We start from the raw sequence: 16,253 nt of genomic DNA, 5'->3' as shown, positions 1-16,253 counted from the left end.
ATGCGCTCCCCCCTGTATCATGGCGCGGCGCTGGCCGCGGCGCTGACGGCGGCGCTCGCCCCCGCCACCATCGCCGCCGCCCCGCGCGGCGCGCAGCGCGCCCTAGCGGCCCGCCCGGTCGTCCGCAGCGGCCTGCCGCCGGTCGGCGTCACCAAGCCGAGCATCGAAAAGTGGCTCTCGATCGGCGAGGGTGAACTCATCACCCTTCCCGCCGCGGTGACCGAGGTATGGACCTCGAACGCCGCGACCGCCGACGTCTATGTCGCCAACCCGCGCCAGATCCATCTGTTCGGCAAGGCGGACGGCGAGGCGACGATCTTCGCCACCGATCGTGCGGGCGCGGTGATCTATTCCGCCTCGGTCCGCGTTGCGCAGAACGCGACGCAGATCGATCGGATGCTCCAGGCCGCACTGCCGGGCAGCGACTTCCACGTCACGCTGGTCGGGCAGATCGCGGTGCTGAACGGCAACGCCGCCGCTCCTGCGGACGCCGAGCAGGCGCAGCGGCTGGTGACCGGCCTGCTGAACCCCGGCGTCGATCCCAGCGCCGAAGGCGCCACCTTCAAGATCGGCGTCATCAACCGCATCAAGGTGGCGACCCCGCTCCAGGTCAACCTTCAGGTCAAGTTCGCCGAGGTCAGCCGCTCGTTCCTGAAGAACATCGCCAACAACATCACCACCCGCACGCTGGGCCGCAAGAACCCGCTACTCGGCCTCGGCTTCGGGCGTCAGGGCACGATCACCAACGTGCTGCCCGGCACCGATCCGAACCTGCAAAGTGGCGGCACGCTGTTCACGCTCCCCGCGGTCAGCAGCAGCGGCGGCACGTTCAGCCTGTTCGGCAGCCTGCTGGGCACCGACTTCATCAACGCGCTCGATCTCGGTGAGACGCTGGGCCAGGTCACGACGCTCGCCAGCCCGAACCTGACCGCGCTGTCGGGGGAGACCGGCACCTTCCTGGCCGGCGGCGAGATCCCGATCCCGATCGCGCAGGCGCTCGGCACCAACTCGATCGAATACAAGCAGTTCGGCGTCAGCCTCGCCTATACGCCGACCGTCCTGTCGGACGGGCGCATCTCGCTGCGCGTGAAGCCCGAGGTGTCGCAGCTCGACTATGGCAACGCCGTGTCGGTAGGCAGCGCACGCGTCCCGGCGCTCACCACGCGTCGTGCGGAAACCACCGTCGAGCTGGGCTCGGGCCAGAGCTTCATGATCGCCGGGCTGATGCAGAACACGCACAACAACAGCTACACGAAGACGCCCGGCATCGGCGACCTGCCGATCCTCGGCGCGCTGTTCCGCTCGAACGGGTTCCAGCGCAACGAAACCGAGCTGGTGATCGTCATCACCCCGTATCTCGTGCGCCCCGTCGACGCCGCCGACATCAAGCTGCCGACCGACGGCTACAAGGCGCCGACCGATCTCGAACGCGCGCTGCTGGGCAAGCTCGACAGCGGCGATCGCGCCGCCGACCGCCCCAAGCCGAAGCTCGCGACCCCGCCCGCGCCGGCCGCGCCCGGCTTCTCGATCAAGTGAGGATGCCCTTCATGACCCCGCGTCCGCTCCTCCTGTGCGCCCTCGTCGCCGCGCTGCCGCTTGCCGCGTGCGGCGAATATCGCGGGCTGGAAACCGTTCACCAGCCGGTCGTCGCGCAGACCGACTATGCGCTCGATCTGCTCGCCGGGCCCGACGGTCTGGGCGGCGGCGAAGCGCAACGGCTGCGCGGCTGGCTCGACGTGCTCGCGCCCGCCGCCGGCGCGACGATCGCGATCGACGATCCCGCCGCCTCGCCGGGGGCACGGGCAGAGATTGCGGCGCTGGCGAGCGCCCGCGGGCTGCGGCTCGCGCCCGCCGCCGCCGCGCACGGCGACGCCCCGCCGCCGGGCACGCTGCGCGTCGTCGTGACGCGCGCCACCGCTTCGGTGCCCAGCTGCCAGGCGCCCGGCGCGTCCGCCACGCTCGTCAATTTCGACGCACACACCAGCGGCGCGTTCGGCTGTGCGATCAACGGCACGCTCGCGGCGATGATCGCCGATCCGAACGACCTGATCCGCGGCAAGCGCGACGATGGCGCCGGCGCGGCGGCCAGCGGCGCGAAGGCGATCGGCGTGTGGCGCAAGGCCGCGCCGACCGGCGGCGGCGGCACCGTCGTGAAGAGCGAATCGACGGGGGGCCGCTGACATGAACGCACCGTGGAAAGTCGCGGGCGCAGCGACGCGCGCCCCGTTCCTCGCCTTCTGCTGCGACGACAATGCCAGCATGACGCTGCGCGCTGTGGTCGACGAACTCGGCTGGCCGCAGGAAAACGTCTACAAGGGCGGGCTGCGGCAGGCGGTGCAGACGCTGGCGGTTTCCTCCAGCCCGCAATTGCTGTTCGTCGATCTCAGCGAAACCAGCGATCCGCTCACCGACATCAACAGCCTCGCCGAAGTCTGCGAGCCCGGCACGATCGTGATCGCCGCCGGGCCGGTCAACGACGTCCGCCTCTATCGCGATCTGCTGGCCAGCGGCATCCACGATTATCTGCTGAAGCCGCTGGGCGTCGACGCGGTGCGCGATGCCTTCGCCTCGGCACAGGCGATGCTCAACGCGCCGCGCTATGCCGATGGCGCGGCGGAGCGCGTTCACGCCGCGCTCGCGGTGATCGGCTGCCGCGGCGGCGTCGGCGCCTCGACGATCGCGACATCGCTGGCGTGGCAGATGAGCGAGACCGGCAAGCGCTCGACCGCGTTGCTCGACCTCGACGTACACTTCGGCACCAATGCGCTGGCCATGGACGTCGAGCCGGGGCGCGGGCTGATCGACGCGATCGACAATCCCAGCCGCATCGACGGCCTGTTCCTCGAACGCGCGCTCGTCCGCGCGTCCGACACGCTGTCGGTGCTGTCGGCCGAGGCGCCGATCAGCAACCCGATCGTCACCGACGGCACGGCCTATTACCAGTTGCAGGAGGAACTGCGCAGCGCGTTCGACATGAGCGTGATGGACCTGCCGCGCGCGATGCTGATCCAGCACCCGCATTTGATGACCGAGGTACAGGCGGTCGTGCTGGTGACCGAGCTGACGCTGGCCGCGGCGCGCGATACGATCCGGTTGCTGTCGTGGCTGCGCACCAACGCGCCGCAGGCGCAGGTCTGCGTCCTCGCCAATCGCGTCCATCCCGGCGCGCAACAGGAGGTGCTGCGCAAGGATTTCGAGGGATCGATCGAGCACAAGATCGACGTCGCGATCCCCTATGATCACAAACTCGCGGCGCAGGCTGCGAAAACGGGCAAGCCGATGGCGGCGGTCGGCAAGAATTCGAAGACTGTCGCGCCGCTCGCCGATCTGGCGAACCGCTTGCTGGCTGCGACCGGCGATGATCCGGTGCCGCTGAACGGCGGCGCAGGACGCGGCGGGTCGCTGCTCGCGCGCATCACCGAACTGGTCGCGAAGAAGCCGGCGCGGAAGTGAGCGGCATCCGCCCCCTCGACGTGGAGCCGCCATGTCCCCGCTGATCCTGTTGCTGCTGGCGGGTGCGCTGACGCTGGGGCTGCTGGTCTTCGCGCTTGCCGCGCCATCGACGCAGAAGGCGGGTGCACGCCGGCTGGCGGTGCTGCGTGAGCGCCATGTGCCCGCGCCGACCAACACGATCGAGGCGCAGATGCGCCGCATCACCGGGAAGAGCGCGACGCGCGCCGATCTCGCGGTCATCCGCATCCTCCCCAACGCCGCGGAGCTGCGAAAGCGGCTGTCGATGACCGGCAAGCCGTGGACCGTCGGCCAATATGGCATCGCCGCGGTCACGATCGCGATCGTCACGCTGCTGCTGATGCTGCTGCAGGGCGTGCCGGTGCTGATCGCTTTGTTCGTCGCGATGATGCTGGGTGCCCTCATCCCGCATCTCGCGGTGGCGTTCCTCATCAAGCGCCGCATCGGCGCGTTCATCGCCAAATTCCCCGATGCGATCGAGCTGCTGGTCCGCGGCCTGCGCTCGGGTCTGCCGATCTCGGAGACGATGCAGGTCGTCGCTGCCGAGGTCCCCGGCCCGGTCGGCGAGGAATTCCGCTCGGTGTCCGACAAGATGCGTATCGGCCGTTCGATGGACGTCGCGTTGCAGGAAACCGCCGACCGGCTTCTGACCGCCGAATTCCAGTTCTTCGTCATTACGATCGCGATTCAGCGCGAAACCGGTGGCAATCTGGCCGAAACGCTCCAGAATCTCGCCACCGTGCTGCGCCAGCGCGGCCAGATGAAGCTGAAGATCAAGGCGATGTCGTCGGAATCGAAGGCATCGGCCTATATCATTGGCTCGTTGCCGTTCATCGTCTTCGGGCTGATCTACGCGATCAACCCGCCGTATATGCAGACGTTCTTCAGCGACATGCGGCTGACCGTCACCGCCGTCGGCGGCCTGATCTGGATGGCGATCGGCGCCTTCATCATGTCCCGGATGGTGAGCTTCGAGATCTGATATGCCCATGATCTTCGGCCTCGACCTGCTGATGCTTCTCACCCTGCTGCCCGCGGTCGGGGCGGCGCTGCTGGTGGCCGGCTATGCGACGCGCAGCCTGCGCGATCCGATGACGCGCCGCGTGCGCGCACTTAACGATCGGCGCGAGCAGTTGAAGGCGGGCATCACCGCCTCGACTGCGAAGCGCCGTACCAAGCTGGTGCACCAGAGCAACACCGCTGACCGTGTCCGTGCATTGCTGTCGTCGTTGCGCGTGTTGCAGGACGAACAGGTCAAGGAGGCGCAGCGCAAGCTGATCCAGGCCGGTATCCGCAACAAGGAATGGGCGGTCGCGGTGATCTTCGGCCGATTGGTGCTGCCGATCGTGTTCGGCGGGCTGATGGTGGTCTGGGTCTATCTGCTCGACGCCTTTCCGGAATGGGGCGCGCTCAAGCGCTACGGGCTGGTCGCGGGTACGTTCGTGCTCGCCTACAAGGCGCCCGACATCTTCCTGAAGAACAAGATCACGAAGCGCACCGACGGGATCCGCAAGGGGCTGCCCGACGCGCTCGACCTGCTGGTGATCTGCGCCGAGGCCGGGCTGACCGTCGACGCCGCCTTCCACCGCGTCTCGCGCGAACTGGGCAAGGCGTACCCCGAACTCGGCGAGGAATTCGCGCTGACCGCGATCGAGCTTGGCTTCCTGACCGATCGTCGACAGGCGTTCGAGAATCTCGCCAATCGCGTCGATTTGGATGCGGTGCGCGGCGTGGTGACGACGATGATCCAGACCGAGAAATACGGCACCCCGCTCGCCAGCGCGCTTCGCGTGCTGTCGGCGGAGTTCCGTCACGAACGCATGATGCGCGCCGAGGAGAAGGCCGCGCGGCTGCCGGCGATCATGACGGTGCCGCTGATCCTGTTCATCCTGCCGGTGCTGTTCATCGTCATCCTCGGCCCGGCGGCCTGCTCGCTCAACGACTCGTTCATCAACGCCAAGCCGTAGGAACAGCCTCCCGCCTCCGTCGTTCAGCGACGATAACGAACGGAGGACCGTCATGCTGTTCACCACGACGACGCAATATATCGCGCTGGCGGTCGCGCTGATTGCCGGATGGCTGTTCGGCCTCGCCAGCCATCCCGGCGGCCGCAAGTGGAAGGCGCGCTACGTCGCGGAGCGCGACGCGCATGCGGTGACCAGCAAGCGCATCAGCGAGCTTGAGCGCGACCACGACACCGCCACGAAGCGCGCCGCCGAGTTGGAGCGCGATTATGGCACGGTCGGCACCCGCGTCACCGAGCTGGAGCGTGAGCGCGATCTCGCCAACGAGCGTGTCGCAGAGTTGAAGCGCGAGAACGACGAACTCGAGCGCGAGAACAGCCGCCTGTCCGCCGCCCGGCCGATCGCCGACGATCGCTACGTACGCGACGATCGCCCGTTCGATGGCGACCGCTATGAAGGCGACCGCCTGGCACCCGGCCACCCGCGCGACCGGGGCTTCATCTGATCCCACCGATCAGCGGCGGAGGACGTCCAACACCTCCGTCATTGCGAGCGTAGCGAAGCAATCCAGGGCGTCTTGATCCAGCTCTCGCCTGCGTCGCTACGCTCGCAATGACGGTTCAACGGTCCAAACGGGTTTCATCCATCGCGTCATTGAGCAATCACCGTCGCCCCGGACTTGATCCGGGGCCCCGCTTCTTCTGATACCGCTCGATCACATCACGTCCGACGCACCGAAAAGGCAGAGCCCTTCCGCGCCCGCCGCGCCGCCATCCCGACGGCACCGAACCCGACCAGCATCAGCGCCCATGTCGCCGGCTCCGGCACCGCGCGGATCGCGAAGCTGTACTGGCTCGACAGGCCGCTGCTCTGTCCGGCCGACGCTTGTGGCGAAAACGCGTCCTCGATGCGGAATTCATAGCTACCGGGCCCGAGCAAAACCTGCGTATCGCCGCTCGCACCGTTCCCCAAGGGTCCTATTTTCAGCAACGCCGCGGCACCGCTCCGTGCCGCAAGTGATACCGATTGACCCGGCAGCTGCCCGTCCGCACCCTCGCCGAACGCCGAAACACCCCAGTCGACCTCGAACACCGCTTCCGTATCGGTCGTGAAGAAGTACCGGTAATTCGCGCTGCTAGCCGTCACCGCGTTACCGCTGGCGATCCCACCGGGCGTCAACGTACGCTGAAACGTCACCCGTCCACGCTCCGCGCTCCCCAGTTCCGCCACCACCGAAGACCGTCCCCGCACCGCAGGAAATCCGCCCCGCTCAACAAGTTGCGCCGCCGCGCTGATCGTGCCGACGCGCGTCGCCGCGTCGCTGCCCGATGAATCGAGCGGTGCCGCGGCAATCGTCCCGGTGATGCGCGTGTCGACGATCTGCGTCCCGATCGTCACCGCGGCGCTCGCCGACGCCGGCGTCAACACAAACACCGCCGCCGCCGCCGCCCGCCGGATCATGCGCGCGCCTGCAACGCTGCCTGCGCCGCCGCCAGTCGTGCGATCGGCACGCGGTACGGCGAAGCAGAGACGTAATCGAGCCCGACCTGTTCGCAGAACGCGATCGACGCCGGATCACCGCCATGTTCGCCGCAGATGCCGAGCTTGATACCAGGTCGCGTCTTGCGCCCGCGCTCGGCCGCGATTTCAACCAGTTCCCCGACACCCTCGACATCGAGGCTGACGAACGGATCGCGGGCGTAAATGCCCTTTTCGACATAGGCACCGAGGAAGCGGCTGGCGTCGTCGCGGCTGACGCCGAGCGTCGTCTGCGTCAGGTCATTGGTGCCGAACGAGAAGAACTCGCCCGCTTCTGCGATCTCACCCGCGCGCAGTGCGGCGCGGGGCAGCTCGATCATCGTGCCGACCAGATAGTCGAGCGTCCGCCCGCGCTCGGCGAACACCGCCTTCGCCGCTGCGTCGACGACGGTCTTCATCAACTCCAGCTCGCGCTTCGTCCCGACCAGCGGGATCATCACCTCGGGGATCGGCGCCTCGCCGGATTTCTCCGCGACGTCGATCGCCGCCTCGAAGATCGCACGCGCCTGCATCTCGTAGATTTCGGGATAGGTCACGCCCAGCCGGCAGCCACGATGCCCGAGCATCGGGTTGAACTCGTGCAGCTCGGCCGCGCGGCGCTTCAATTGCTCGACCGACAACCCGGTCGCGCGCCCGACCTCGGCGAACTCGTTTTCCTCATGCGGCAGGAATTCGTGGAGCGGCGGGTCGAGCAAGCGCACCGTCACCGGCAGCCCCGCCATCACCTCGAAGATCGCGGTGAAATCGGCGCGCTGTTCGGGGAGCAATTTCTCCAGCGCCGCGCGCCGCCCCGCCTCGTCCTCGGCGAGGATCATCTGCCGCACCGCGGTGATCCGCGCCGCGTCGAAGAACATATGCTCGGTGCGGCACAGCCCGACACCCTCCGCGCCGAAATCACGCGCGGTGCGGCAGTCGAGCGGCGTCTCGGCATTGGCGCGGACCTTGAGGCGACGCACGCCATCGGCCCATTCCATCAACGTCCCGAAATCGCCGGCCAGCTCGGGCTGGATCGTCGCGACCTCGCCGACCATCACCTCGCCGGTCGCGCCGTCGATCGTCAGCGTATCACCCTCGCGCACCTCACGCCCGCCGACGCGCAATACCTTGTCCTTCGCGGAGATCGACAGCGACCCGGCACCCGACACGCACGGCCGCCCCATGCCGCGCGCGACCACCGCCGCGTGGCTGGTCATCCCGCCGCGCGCGGTGAGGATCCCCTTCGCGGCGTGCATCCCGTGAATGTCCTCGGGGCTGGTTTCGGTGCGGACGAGGATCACCGCCTTGCCGTCCGCCGCCATCCGCTCGGCGGTGTCGGCGTCGAACACCACGAGTCCGCTCGCCGCGCCGGGCGAGGCGGGCAGCCCCTTGGTCAGCACGTCGCGCGGCGCATCGGGGTCGAGCGTCGGATGGAGCAACTGGTCGAGTGCCTGCGGCTCGACGCGCGCGATCGCTTCCTCCCGCGTGATCAGCCCCTCGCTCGCCATCTCGACCGCGATCTTGAGCGCGGCCTTGGCGGTGCGCTTGCCCGAGCGGGTCTGGAGCATCCACAGCTTCCCGCGCTCGACCGTGAACTCGATGTCCTGCATGTCACGGTAGTGGGTTTCGAGCTTGTCGAAGACCGCCGCCAGTTCGGTATAAACCTCGGGCAACGCCTCTTCCATCGACAGCGGCTTCGCCCCCGCTTCCTCGCGCGCGGCCTTCGTCAGATATTGCGGGGTGCGGATGCCGGCGACGACATCCTCGCCCTGCGCATTGATGAGGAATTCGCCGTAATAAGCGCGGTCGCCCTTGGCGGGATCGCGCGTGAAGGCGACGCCGGTCGCGCTGGTGTCGCCCATGTTGCCGAACACCATCGCCTGCACGTTGACCGCGGTGCCCCAGTCGCCGGGGATGTGGTTGAGGCGGCGATACACCTTCGCGCGCTCCGACTGCCACGAGCCGAACACCGCGCCGACCGCGCCCCAGAGCTGGTCATGCACGTCCTGCGGGAACGGCTTGCCCCATTCCTTGGCAACGATCGCCTTGTACTCGGCGACCAGTTCGCGCCAGTCCGCCGCCGACAGCTCGGTATCGAGGGTGTAGCCGCGGTCTTCCTTGGCGATCTCCAGCGCTTCCTCGAACGCGCCGTGATCGAGTTCGAGCACCACGTCCGAATACATCTGGATGAAGCGGCGGTAGCTGTCCCAGGCGAAGCGCTCGTCGCCGCTGGTCGCGGCCAGCCCCTCGACCGTCGCATCGTTGAGCCCCAGGTTGAGGACGGTGTCCATCATCCCCGGCATCGACACCCGCGCGCCCGACCGCACCGACACCAGCAGCGGATCGGCGGCGTCGCCGAACGCCTTGCCGGTGATCCGCTCGATATGCGCGATCCCCTCGGCGACCTCGGCCTTGAGCGAATCGGGGAAGCGCTCGCCTTCCTCGTAGTAACGCGTGCACATCGCCGTCGAGATCGTGAAGCCCGGCGGCACCGGCAGGTCGATCGACGCCATCTCGGCGAGGTTCGCGCCTTTGCCGCCGAGCAAATTCTTGTCGCCCTTGCCCCCGTCGGAGACGCCGCCACCGAAGCGATAGACGTAACGCTGGGTCATCGTGCCAAGTCCTTGATCTCGCGTCGGTTGGCCACGCGAATGTTGCGAAAGTTGAGACGCTGGCGGGTGTCCGTCAGCCCTCGATTCTCGAGAAATCGGCGACCTTGTGCACTGCGGCGCGAACGCGCGCCAGCAGCTTTAAACGTGTTGAACGCTTTTGCGGATCAGCATCGTTTACGATAACGCTATCAAAGAACGCGTCGATCGGCGCGCGGAGCGTCGCGAGCGCGGCCATCGCGCCTTCGAAGTCCTCGCGTTCGATCGCCTGCGCGGCGGCGGGCTCGGCAGCGTCGAGCGCCGCGATCAGCGCAACTTCGTCCCTTTCGGGCGTGTAGGACAGCCCTTCGTCCGCGGCCACGGGCGGCACCGCCTGATCGACAGAGACATGGGCCCCTGCCTGCGCAGGGGCGACGAGGAAGTTTTCTTTCTTCAGGATGTTGGCGGCGCGCTTGTAGCCGGCGAGCAGATTCGCACCGTCGTCGGTGGTGACGAACGATTGCAGCGCACGTACGCGAGCGAGCAGGCGGACGAGATCGTCCTCGCCGCCGAGCGCGAAGACCGCGTCGATCAGATCGTGGCGGACGCCGGCTTCGCGTTGCTGGACCTTGAGGCGGTCGGCGAAGAAATCGAGTAGATCAGGCGGCACACGGTAGCGCAGGTTGTTCTCGGTGATCAGGCGGATGACACCCAGCGCCGAGCGACGGAGCGCGAACGGGTCCTTCGATCCGGTCGGCGCCTGTCCAATCGCAAAAAACTGCTCGAGGCTATCCAGCTTGTCGGCCAGCGCCACCGCGACCGTCACCGGTTCGGTCGGTACGTCGTCGCCCTGCCCGACCGGCTTGTAATGGTCGCGGATTGCGTTCGCGACGGCTTCGTCCTCGCCCTGCGCGGCGGCGTAATAACCGCCCATCAGCCCCTGTAGCTCGGGGAATTCACCGACCATGCCGGTGACGAGGTCGGCCTTCGCGAGCCGCCCGGCGCGCTCGGCCTTGTCGGCGAGGTCAGGCGTGCCGACCACGCCCTCCTCGACCAGCCAGCGCGCCAGCTTGGCGACGCGCTCGACCTTGTCGGCGACGGTGCCGAGCTTTTCGTGGAAGACGATCCGGTCGAGCTTCTTCGCCTGCTCCGCCAGAGGCACCTTTAGATCGGTGTCGTAGAAGAAGCGCGCATCGCTCAGCCGGGCGGCGAGCACCTTGCGGTTGCCCTCGACAATCTTCGCGCCGCCGTCGTGCGCGTCAATGTTAGCGGTACAGACAAACGCGTTCGCGAGCTTGCCCGTCCCGTCGCGGCACACGAAATATTTCTGGTTCACCCGCGCGGTCAACTGGATGACCTCGGGCGGCACCGACAGGAACTCCGCGTCGAAGCGGCCGAGCAGCGGCACCGGCCATTCGGTCAGCCCGGCATTCTCGGCGACCAGCCCCTCGTCCTCGACCAGCACCAGCCCGGCCTCGGCGGCGAGCGCGGCGGCGCGGTCGCGGATCAGCGCGGCGCGCTCGTCCTGATTGACGATGACGTGGCAGGCGCGCAGCTTCTCGACATAATCCGCCGCCGAGCCGATCGTGATCACGCCCGGATGGTGGAAGCGATGCCCGAGCGTCGCCGCGCCGCTGGCGATCCCGGCGATCGTGACCGGCACGACCTGTTCGCCAAGCAAGGCGACGATCCCTTGCAGCGGGCGGACCCAGCGCAGGCTCTCGGTCGACAGCGAGGCGTCGCCCCAGCGCATCGACTTCGGCCACGGGAAGGCGCGGATCACGGCGGGGATCGCCTCGGCGAGCACGTCGGCGGTCGCGCGACCCGGCTTTTCGGTCACCGCGTAGAGCACGCCGTCGCGCTCGGTGAGTTGTTCGCGGGTCAGCCCGGTCTTGCGGAGGAAGCCGTCCAGCGCCTGCGGCGGGGCGGAGGCGCGAGGGCCTTTTACTTCCTCGCTGACTGCCTGCGTGGCGTCGGGCAGCTCGCGTAGGATCAGCGTCAGGCGACGCGGGGTCGCATAGGTGACGGTCGCGGCGGCGGTGAGGCCGGCTTTCGCCAGCTCGGCCGCGAACAGCCGCGCGAGATCCTCACGCGCCTTGGCCTGCATCCGCGCGGGGATTTCCTCGGAGCGGAGTTCGAGAAGGAAGTCGGTCATGCTGGGCGGGCCGTTTGGTTGGGGTCACGCGAAGCCGCGAGGACGCGAAGAGGAAGAAGAAGGTTAGTTCGCGCAGAGGCGCGGAGGCGCAGAGAGGGCGCGTCAGCGGCCAGCGCATCGCCGGAGCCGCCGGCGCTTGACGAGATTGCTACCGCGGACATGCGCCGCGCGCGCACCATCTCTGCGCCTCCGCGCCCCTGCGCGAACAATCTCTGCGCGGCGAGTCGGCAGCGCGTCACGCCGCCGGGACCTTGAGCGGCTCCGCCCAGCCGTTCTTTTCCATATACGCCGCGCACGCCGCCTTCGCGAGGTCGCGGACGCGGCCGATATAGGCCTGCCGCTCGGCGACCGAGATCACGCCGCGCGCCTGCAACAGGTTGAAGGTGTGGCTGGCCTTGATCGCCTGCTCATAGGCAGGAATCGGCAGCTTGGCGGCAAGGCTGCGCTCGCATTCCGCCGCGGCCTTTCTGAACAGGTCGAACAGCGCGTCGGTGTCGGCGACCTCGAAATTCCACGTCGACATCTGGCGTTCGTTCTCGAGGAACACGTCGCCATAGGAGACCCCGGCATCGTTGAACGCCAGATCGTAGACGTTGTCGACATTCTGGATGTACATCGCCAGCCGTTCGAGCCCGTAGGTCAGCTCGCCCGCGACCGGCTTCATGTCGAACCCGCCCATCTGCTGGAAATAGGTGAATTGCGTCACCTCCATCCCGTCGCACCAGACCTCCCAGCCCAGCCCCCACGCGCCGAGCGTCGGGCTCTCCCAATCGTCCTCGACGAAGCGGATGTCGTGCAGCCCGGTATCGACGCCGATCGCAGCGAGGCTGCCAAGGTAGAGTTCCTGCAGGTCGGGCGGGCTCGGCTTCAGGATCACCTGATATTGGTAATAATGCTGGAGCCGGTTGGGGTTCTCGCCATAGCGGCCGTCGGTCGGGCGGCGGCACGGCTGGACATAAGCGGCGTTCCACGTGTCCGGCCCCAGCGCGCGCAGCGTGGTGGCGGGGTGGAAGGTGCCGGCCCCCATTTCCATGTCATAGGGCTGGAGGATCGCACAGCCGCGCTCCGACCAATATTGGTGGAGCCGCAGGATCATCGCCTGGAAGCTGAGCGGGCGGGGAGCGCTGATGTCGGTCACGCGCCGAGCCTGTGGCGCAAGGGCCGGATCGAATCAAGCGAGCGACGGAGGACGGGATGATGTCAGCCATGCTTGACACAGCCGAACGCTCGCATCATCATGTCAGCATTACCTGACATACCGACAGGTAAGCGCGACAACGATGGTGCGATGAAGAACCGGCTGAAAGTGCTGCGCGCGGAACGGGACTGGAGTCAGGCCGAACTGGCCGGTCGGCTGGACGTGTCGCGGCAAGCGGTGAATGCGATCGAAACGGGCAAGCACGACCCGTCGCTCCCGCTCGCGTTCCGGATCGCCCGGCTGTTCGGATTGCAGATCGAGGAGGTTTTCGATGACGGGCACGACAAGGACTGACGCATGGGGCGCTAGGCGGGCCGACGACCGGCAACGGCGGCGGCGGGTTCGCAAGGCGCTCACCATCGCAGCTGCGGTAGCGGTCATGGGGGCGGCATCGCTGATCGGAGGGACGACGGTCGGTTCGGGCGTGACGATCGCCCCACTGGTCACCGCGTTCTGTATCGTAGCGGTAGCGGCGATTACGCTAGGGCTCGGGTGGCGGGAGGCGGACGAAGTGCTTCGCCGGCGCGCGCTGCACGTCTTCGCGGCAGTGGGTGTCGTGGCGATCGTCGGCAATCCGGTCGCGGAGATGCTGGGCCGGGCATTCCACATACCTAGCCCGACGGAAACCTTGTGGTGGCTGTCGATCGCGACGGGCGTGGCGGTGCTGCTGGTCCAGCGTTGGCGCGATCGGGAGGCCGGCTGACCGGTCGCCTCTTCCGCCGAATGCGACGCGCCCGTATGAGCGGCGGCATGAAGATCGCCGCTCCCCTGCCCGCGCTGCTCCTCGCCTTGCCACTGCCCGCCTGTGCGCAGCCGGCGCCCGCGCCTGCCGCGACGGCGCAGGACGCCGATCCGGCGCTGTGGGTGGTCAAGGACAAGGACACGACCATCTATCTGTTCGGGACGATCCACGTCCTGAAGCCGGGATTGTCGTGGTTCGACGAGGCGGTGAAGACCGCTTTCGACCGCTCGCAGACTTTGGTGCTGGAGATGGTCGAGCCGGACGCCACCACGCAACAGCGGGTGGTGAGCGCCGCCGCCTTCGACCCGAACGGCACGCCGCTGACGCAGCAGCTCTCGCCCAATTACCGCGCCGCCTTCGCCAAGGCGATGGGCGACGGGCAGGTCCAACCGGCGGTCTACGAGAAGATGCGCCCGTGGTTCGCGGCGGTGACGTTGTCGCTGCTGCCGGTGCGCGAGCTCGGCTATGATCCGGCGAACGGGCCGGAGAAGGTGCTGAGCGACGCGGCGAAGGCGGCGGGCAAGCCGGTCGTCGGGCTGGAGACGTTCGAGGGGCAATTGGGCGTGTTCGGCAAGCTGTCGAAGCCTGCGCAGGTGCAGTTGCTGGAGAGCACGCTCGACGAATTGCCCAAGGTCGATGCGACGTTCACGACGCTGGTCGACGCCTGGGCGCGCGGCAAGCCCGAGGGGGTGGCGAAGGAAATGAACGAGTCGCTCAAGGACTCGCCCGAGGTCGCCAAGGTGCTGCTCACCGATCGCAACAAGCAATGGGCGGCGTGGATCGCGGAGCGGATGAAGCGGCCGGGGACGGTGTTCATCGCGGTCGGCGCGGGGCATCTGGCGGGCAAGGGCAGCGTGCAGGATCAGTTGGGGGCGTACCGGCTGAAGGCGGTGCGGGTTAAGTATTAGGCCGTCGCCCCTGCGGAGGCAGGGGCCTATGGCTGTGTCGTGCTCGTGCAACGTGGACACATGAGCCGCGCTATTTGTGTCAGACCTTGATGAACGACGGTACAGACATGGGCCCCTGCCTCCGCAGAGGCGACGGTGTATGCCTACGGAGGGGCGACGGCGTTCCGGGCGGCGGCACCTTGCATTTCGCGCCCTCACCCGCTAAGCGCGCGGGCTTCCGGTCATGGTCATCCCTGGAGGCGTGGCCCGGAAAGCATATCACCGTATTTCGGAGCATTTGAGATGAGCGACACCATTACGCTCGCAGCCGAGACGCGTGACCGGGTTGGCAAGGGAGCCTCCCGTGCACTCCGTCGCGACGGCCGCGTCCCCGCCGTGATCTATGGCCAGAACAAGGAGCCGACCTCGATCCATCTCGAGGAGAAGGCACTCGTCAAGGCTCTGATGACCGGCCACTTCATGAACTCGGTCATCATGGTCGACGGCACGCGCACTTTGGCCAAGGACGTGGCGTTCCACCCGGTCACCGACCGTCCGACCCACGTCGACTTCCTGCGCATCGGCGAGCACGAGACCGTGACGATCGCGGTGCCGGTCGTGTTCACCGACGAAGAGGACGCGCCGGGCATCAAGAAGGGCAATGGCGTGCTCAACATCGTCCAGCACGACGTCGAGCTGGTCGTCGACGCCGCCGACATCCCCAGCGAGATCACGGTGTCGCTCAAGGGCGTCGAGATCGGCGACACGATCCACATCTCCGACCTGAAGCTGCCGAAGGGCGCGAAGCCGGCCGCCGAGGGCGACGTCGCGGTCGCGACGCTGGTGGCGCCGACCGTCCCGACCGCTGCGGACGAGCAGGCCGACGCCGAAGTAGCCGAGGCGCAGGCTGCCGAAGCCGCCGAGGAAGCTGGCGAAGGCGAGGACAAGGGCGAGTAATCGCCGGTCCGCCGATCGCGTGCGGACCATCGTTCTGGGGCAGGGCAGCGGCGACGCTCCCCTGCCCTTTGCTTTTGGAAGGAAGGATCAGCGATGCAATTGTGGGTGGGGCTTGGCAATCCGGGCGCGCAATATGCGATGCACCGCCACAATGTCGGCTTCATGGCGGTCGATGCGATCGCCGCGGTCCATGGCTTCGCCGCGCCGGCCAAGAAATTCCAGGGCTGGTTGCAGGAAGGCCGGATCGGCACGACCAAGGTGCTGCTGCTCAAGCCCGCGACCTTCATGAACGACAGCGGCCGTTCGGTGGGCGAAGCGCTGCGCTTCTACAAGCTCGGCACCGACGCGCTGACCGTCTTCCACGACGAACTCGACCTCGCGCCGATGAAGGTCAAGGTGAAGCAGGGCGGCGGCACCGCCGGTCACAATGGGCTGCGCTCGATCGACCAGCATCTTGGACCGGATTTCCGCCGTGTCCGGATCGGGATCGGGCATCCGGGGCACAAGGATCGCGTGACCGGTCATGTGCTCGGCAATTACGCCAAGAGCGAGATCGACGCGCTGAGCGACCTGCTCGGCGCGCTGGCCGCAGAGGCGGAGTGGCTGGCGCAGGGCGACGACGTGCGGTTCATGAACGACGTGGCGCTGCGAATGGGGTGAGCGGGCACTCCCTGCCGTCATTGCGAGCGCAGCGAAGCAATCCAGTGACGGACCAGGACGCCCTGGATTGCTTCGCTACGCTCGCAATGACGAGTGGACGGACCTAAGGACCCTCC

15 protein-coding genes are annotated in these 16,253 nt (G+C 67.6%); 11 read left to right on the top strand and 4 right to left on the bottom strand.

The genetic code is table 11. From position 1 onward, the window contains the following. From SPHPH_RS18860 to SPHPH_RS20390, 6 genes are read left to right on the top strand one after another with little or no spacing between them, the layout of a single operon-like run. A complete protein-coding gene (locus SPHPH_RS18860) occupies positions 1-1,536 on the top strand; it encodes a type II and III secretion system protein family protein (protein ID WP_037488017.1) in 1,536 nt (511 codons plus the stop codon). A gap of 11 nt (positions 1,537-1,547) precedes the next feature. Beyond that, positions 1,548-2,180 (top strand): CpaD family pilus assembly lipoprotein, encoded by a 633-nt coding sequence (locus SPHPH_RS0103645; protein ID WP_028965463.1) that lies wholly within the window; start codon positions 1,548-1,550, stop codon positions 2,178-2,180. A gap of 1 nt (position 2,181) precedes the next feature. Next, positions 2,182-3,453 carry a CpaE/TadZ family protein gene (locus tag SPHPH_RS0103640; RefSeq protein ID WP_028965462.1) on the top strand — a complete coding sequence of 424 codons (1,272 nt, stop codon included), beginning with the start codon at positions 2,182-2,184 and terminating at the stop codon, positions 3,451-3,453. 31 nt (positions 3,454-3,484) lie between these two features. Continuing rightward, a complete protein-coding gene (locus tag SPHPH_RS0103635; RefSeq protein WP_028965461.1) occupies positions 3,485-4,453 on the top strand; it encodes a type II secretion system F family protein in 969 nt (322 codons plus the stop codon). A 1-nt stretch (position 4,454) separates the two neighbouring features. After that, positions 4,455-5,438: a type II secretion system F family protein gene (locus SPHPH_RS0103630; RefSeq protein WP_028965460.1), complete on the top strand. Its 984-nt coding sequence runs from the start codon at positions 4,455-4,457 to the stop codon at positions 5,436-5,438. 52 nt (positions 5,439-5,490) lie between these two features. Next, a complete protein-coding gene (locus SPHPH_RS20390; RefSeq protein ID WP_051272813.1) occupies positions 5,491-5,940 on the top strand; it encodes a hypothetical protein in 450 nt (149 codons plus the stop codon). Between the two features lie 215 nt (positions 5,941-6,155). Here SPHPH_RS20390 and SPHPH_RS0103620 read toward each other — a convergent pair whose 3' ends face one another. The 4 genes from SPHPH_RS0103620 to SPHPH_RS0103605 form a co-directional block, all read right to left on the bottom strand. Beyond that, on the bottom strand, positions 6,156-6,896 hold the full coding sequence (locus SPHPH_RS0103620; RefSeq protein ID WP_028965459.1) for a PEPxxWA-CTERM sorting domain-containing protein: 741 nt from the start codon (positions 6,894-6,896) through the stop codon (positions 6,156-6,158). Further along, a complete protein-coding gene (gene ppdK, locus SPHPH_RS0103615) occupies positions 6,893-9,562 on the bottom strand; it encodes a pyruvate, phosphate dikinase (protein ID WP_028965458.1) in 2,670 nt (889 codons plus the stop codon). The genes SPHPH_RS0103620 and ppdK overlap by 4 nt, the downstream gene beginning before the upstream one ends. Positions 9,563-9,635: 73 nt before the next feature. Then, the gene (gene glyS / locus SPHPH_RS0103610; protein ID WP_028965457.1) at positions 9,636-11,693 is read right to left on the bottom strand and encodes a glycine--tRNA ligase subunit beta; all 2,058 of its coding nucleotides are present in this window, start codon (positions 11,691-11,693) and stop codon (positions 9,636-9,638) included. A gap of 235 nt (positions 11,694-11,928) precedes the next feature. Further along, complete coding sequence (locus SPHPH_RS0103605; protein WP_028965456.1) at positions 11,929-12,789, bottom strand: glycine--tRNA ligase subunit alpha; 861 nt, start codon at positions 12,787-12,789, stop codon at positions 11,929-11,931. 192 nt (positions 12,790-12,981) lie between these two features. Here SPHPH_RS0103605 and SPHPH_RS0103600 point away from each other — a divergent pair, with 192 nt between their 5' ends. The 5 genes from SPHPH_RS0103600 (at position 12,982) to pth (ending at position 16,137) form a co-directional block, all read left to right on the top strand. After that, complete coding sequence (locus tag SPHPH_RS0103600) at positions 12,982-13,185, top strand: helix-turn-helix transcriptional regulator (RefSeq protein ID WP_028965455.1); 204 nt, start codon at positions 12,982-12,984, stop codon at positions 13,183-13,185. Continuing rightward, the gene (locus tag SPHPH_RS0103595; RefSeq protein WP_156025810.1) at positions 13,163-13,594 is read left to right on the top strand and encodes a hypothetical protein; all 432 of its coding nucleotides are present in this window, start codon (positions 13,163-13,165) and stop codon (positions 13,592-13,594) included. Before SPHPH_RS0103600 ends, SPHPH_RS0103595 begins: the two co-directional genes overlap by 23 nt. A 47-nt stretch (positions 13,595-13,641) precedes the next feature. Beyond that, complete coding sequence (locus tag SPHPH_RS0103590) at positions 13,642-14,541, top strand: TraB/GumN family protein (RefSeq protein WP_028965453.1); 900 nt, start codon at positions 13,642-13,644, stop codon at positions 14,539-14,541. Positions 14,542-14,823: 282 nt separating this feature from the next. Continuing rightward, positions 14,824-15,477, top strand: a complete 654-nt coding sequence (locus SPHPH_RS0103585; protein ID WP_028965452.1) for a 50S ribosomal protein L25/general stress protein Ctc — start codon at positions 14,824-14,826, stop codon at positions 15,475-15,477. A 93-nt stretch (positions 15,478-15,570) separates the two neighbouring features. Continuing rightward, positions 15,571-16,137 carry an aminoacyl-tRNA hydrolase gene (gene pth / locus SPHPH_RS0103580; RefSeq protein WP_028965451.1) on the top strand — a complete coding sequence of 189 codons (567 nt, stop codon included), beginning with the start codon at positions 15,571-15,573 and terminating at the stop codon, positions 16,135-16,137. The last annotated feature ends 116 nt before the right edge of the window (positions 16,138-16,253 follow it).

The organism is Sphingomonas phyllosphaerae FA2 (genome assembly GCF_000427645.1).
Lineage (GTDB): Bacteria > Pseudomonadota > Alphaproteobacteria > Sphingomonadales > Sphingomonadaceae > Sphingomonas > Sphingomonas phyllosphaerae.
The sequence above is the reverse complement of the archived record's forward strand: the minus strand, read 5'-3'. Positions and strand labels throughout refer to the sequence as shown.

What these genes read in the sequence shown, in the direction of transcription:
- SPHPH_RS0103595 (WP_156025810.1), top strand. Translation starts at nt 13,163, where the DNA reads ATGACGGGCACGACAAGGACTGACGCATGGGGCGCTAGGCGGGCCGAC.
- SPHPH_RS20390 (WP_051272813.1), top strand. Translation starts at nt 5,491, where the DNA reads ATGCTGTTCACCACGACGACGCAATATATCGCGCTGGCGGTCGCGCTG.
- SPHPH_RS0103585 (WP_028965452.1), top strand. Translation starts at nt 14,824, where the DNA reads ATGAGCGACACCATTACGCTCGCAGCCGAGACGCGTGACCGGGTTGGC.
- SPHPH_RS18860 (WP_037488017.1), top strand. Translation starts at nt 1, where the DNA reads ATGCGCTCCCCCCTGTATCATGGCGCGGCGCTGGCCGCGGCGCTGACG.
- ppdK (WP_028965458.1), bottom strand. Translation starts at nt 9,562, where the DNA reads ATGACCCAGCGTTACGTCTATCGCTTCGGTGGCGGCGTCTCCGACGGG.
- SPHPH_RS0103645 (WP_028965463.1), top strand. Translation starts at nt 1,548, where the DNA reads ATGACCCCGCGTCCGCTCCTCCTGTGCGCCCTCGTCGCCGCGCTGCCG.
- SPHPH_RS0103620 (WP_028965459.1), bottom strand. Translation starts at nt 6,896, where the DNA reads ATGATCCGGCGGGCGGCGGCGGCGGCGGTGTTTGTGTTGACGCCGGCG.
- SPHPH_RS0103600 (WP_028965455.1), top strand. Translation starts at nt 12,982, where the DNA reads ATGAAGAACCGGCTGAAAGTGCTGCGCGCGGAACGGGACTGGAGTCAG.
- SPHPH_RS0103640 (WP_028965462.1), top strand. Translation starts at nt 2,182, where the DNA reads ATGAACGCACCGTGGAAAGTCGCGGGCGCAGCGACGCGCGCCCCGTTC.
- SPHPH_RS0103605 (WP_028965456.1), bottom strand. Translation starts at nt 12,789, where the DNA reads ATGATCCTGCGGCTCCACCAATATTGGTCGGAGCGCGGCTGTGCGATC.
- SPHPH_RS0103630 (WP_028965460.1), top strand. Translation starts at nt 4,455, where the DNA reads ATGCCCATGATCTTCGGCCTCGACCTGCTGATGCTTCTCACCCTGCTG.
- glyS (WP_028965457.1), bottom strand. Translation starts at nt 11,693, where the DNA reads ATGACCGACTTCCTTCTCGAACTCCGCTCCGAGGAAATCCCCGCGCGG.
- SPHPH_RS0103590 (WP_028965453.1), top strand. Translation starts at nt 13,642, where the DNA reads ATGAAGATCGCCGCTCCCCTGCCCGCGCTGCTCCTCGCCTTGCCACTG.
- SPHPH_RS0103635 (WP_028965461.1), top strand. Translation starts at nt 3,485, where the DNA reads ATGTCCCCGCTGATCCTGTTGCTGCTGGCGGGTGCGCTGACGCTGGGG.
- pth (WP_028965451.1), top strand. Translation starts at nt 15,571, where the DNA reads ATGCAATTGTGGGTGGGGCTTGGCAATCCGGGCGCGCAATATGCGATG.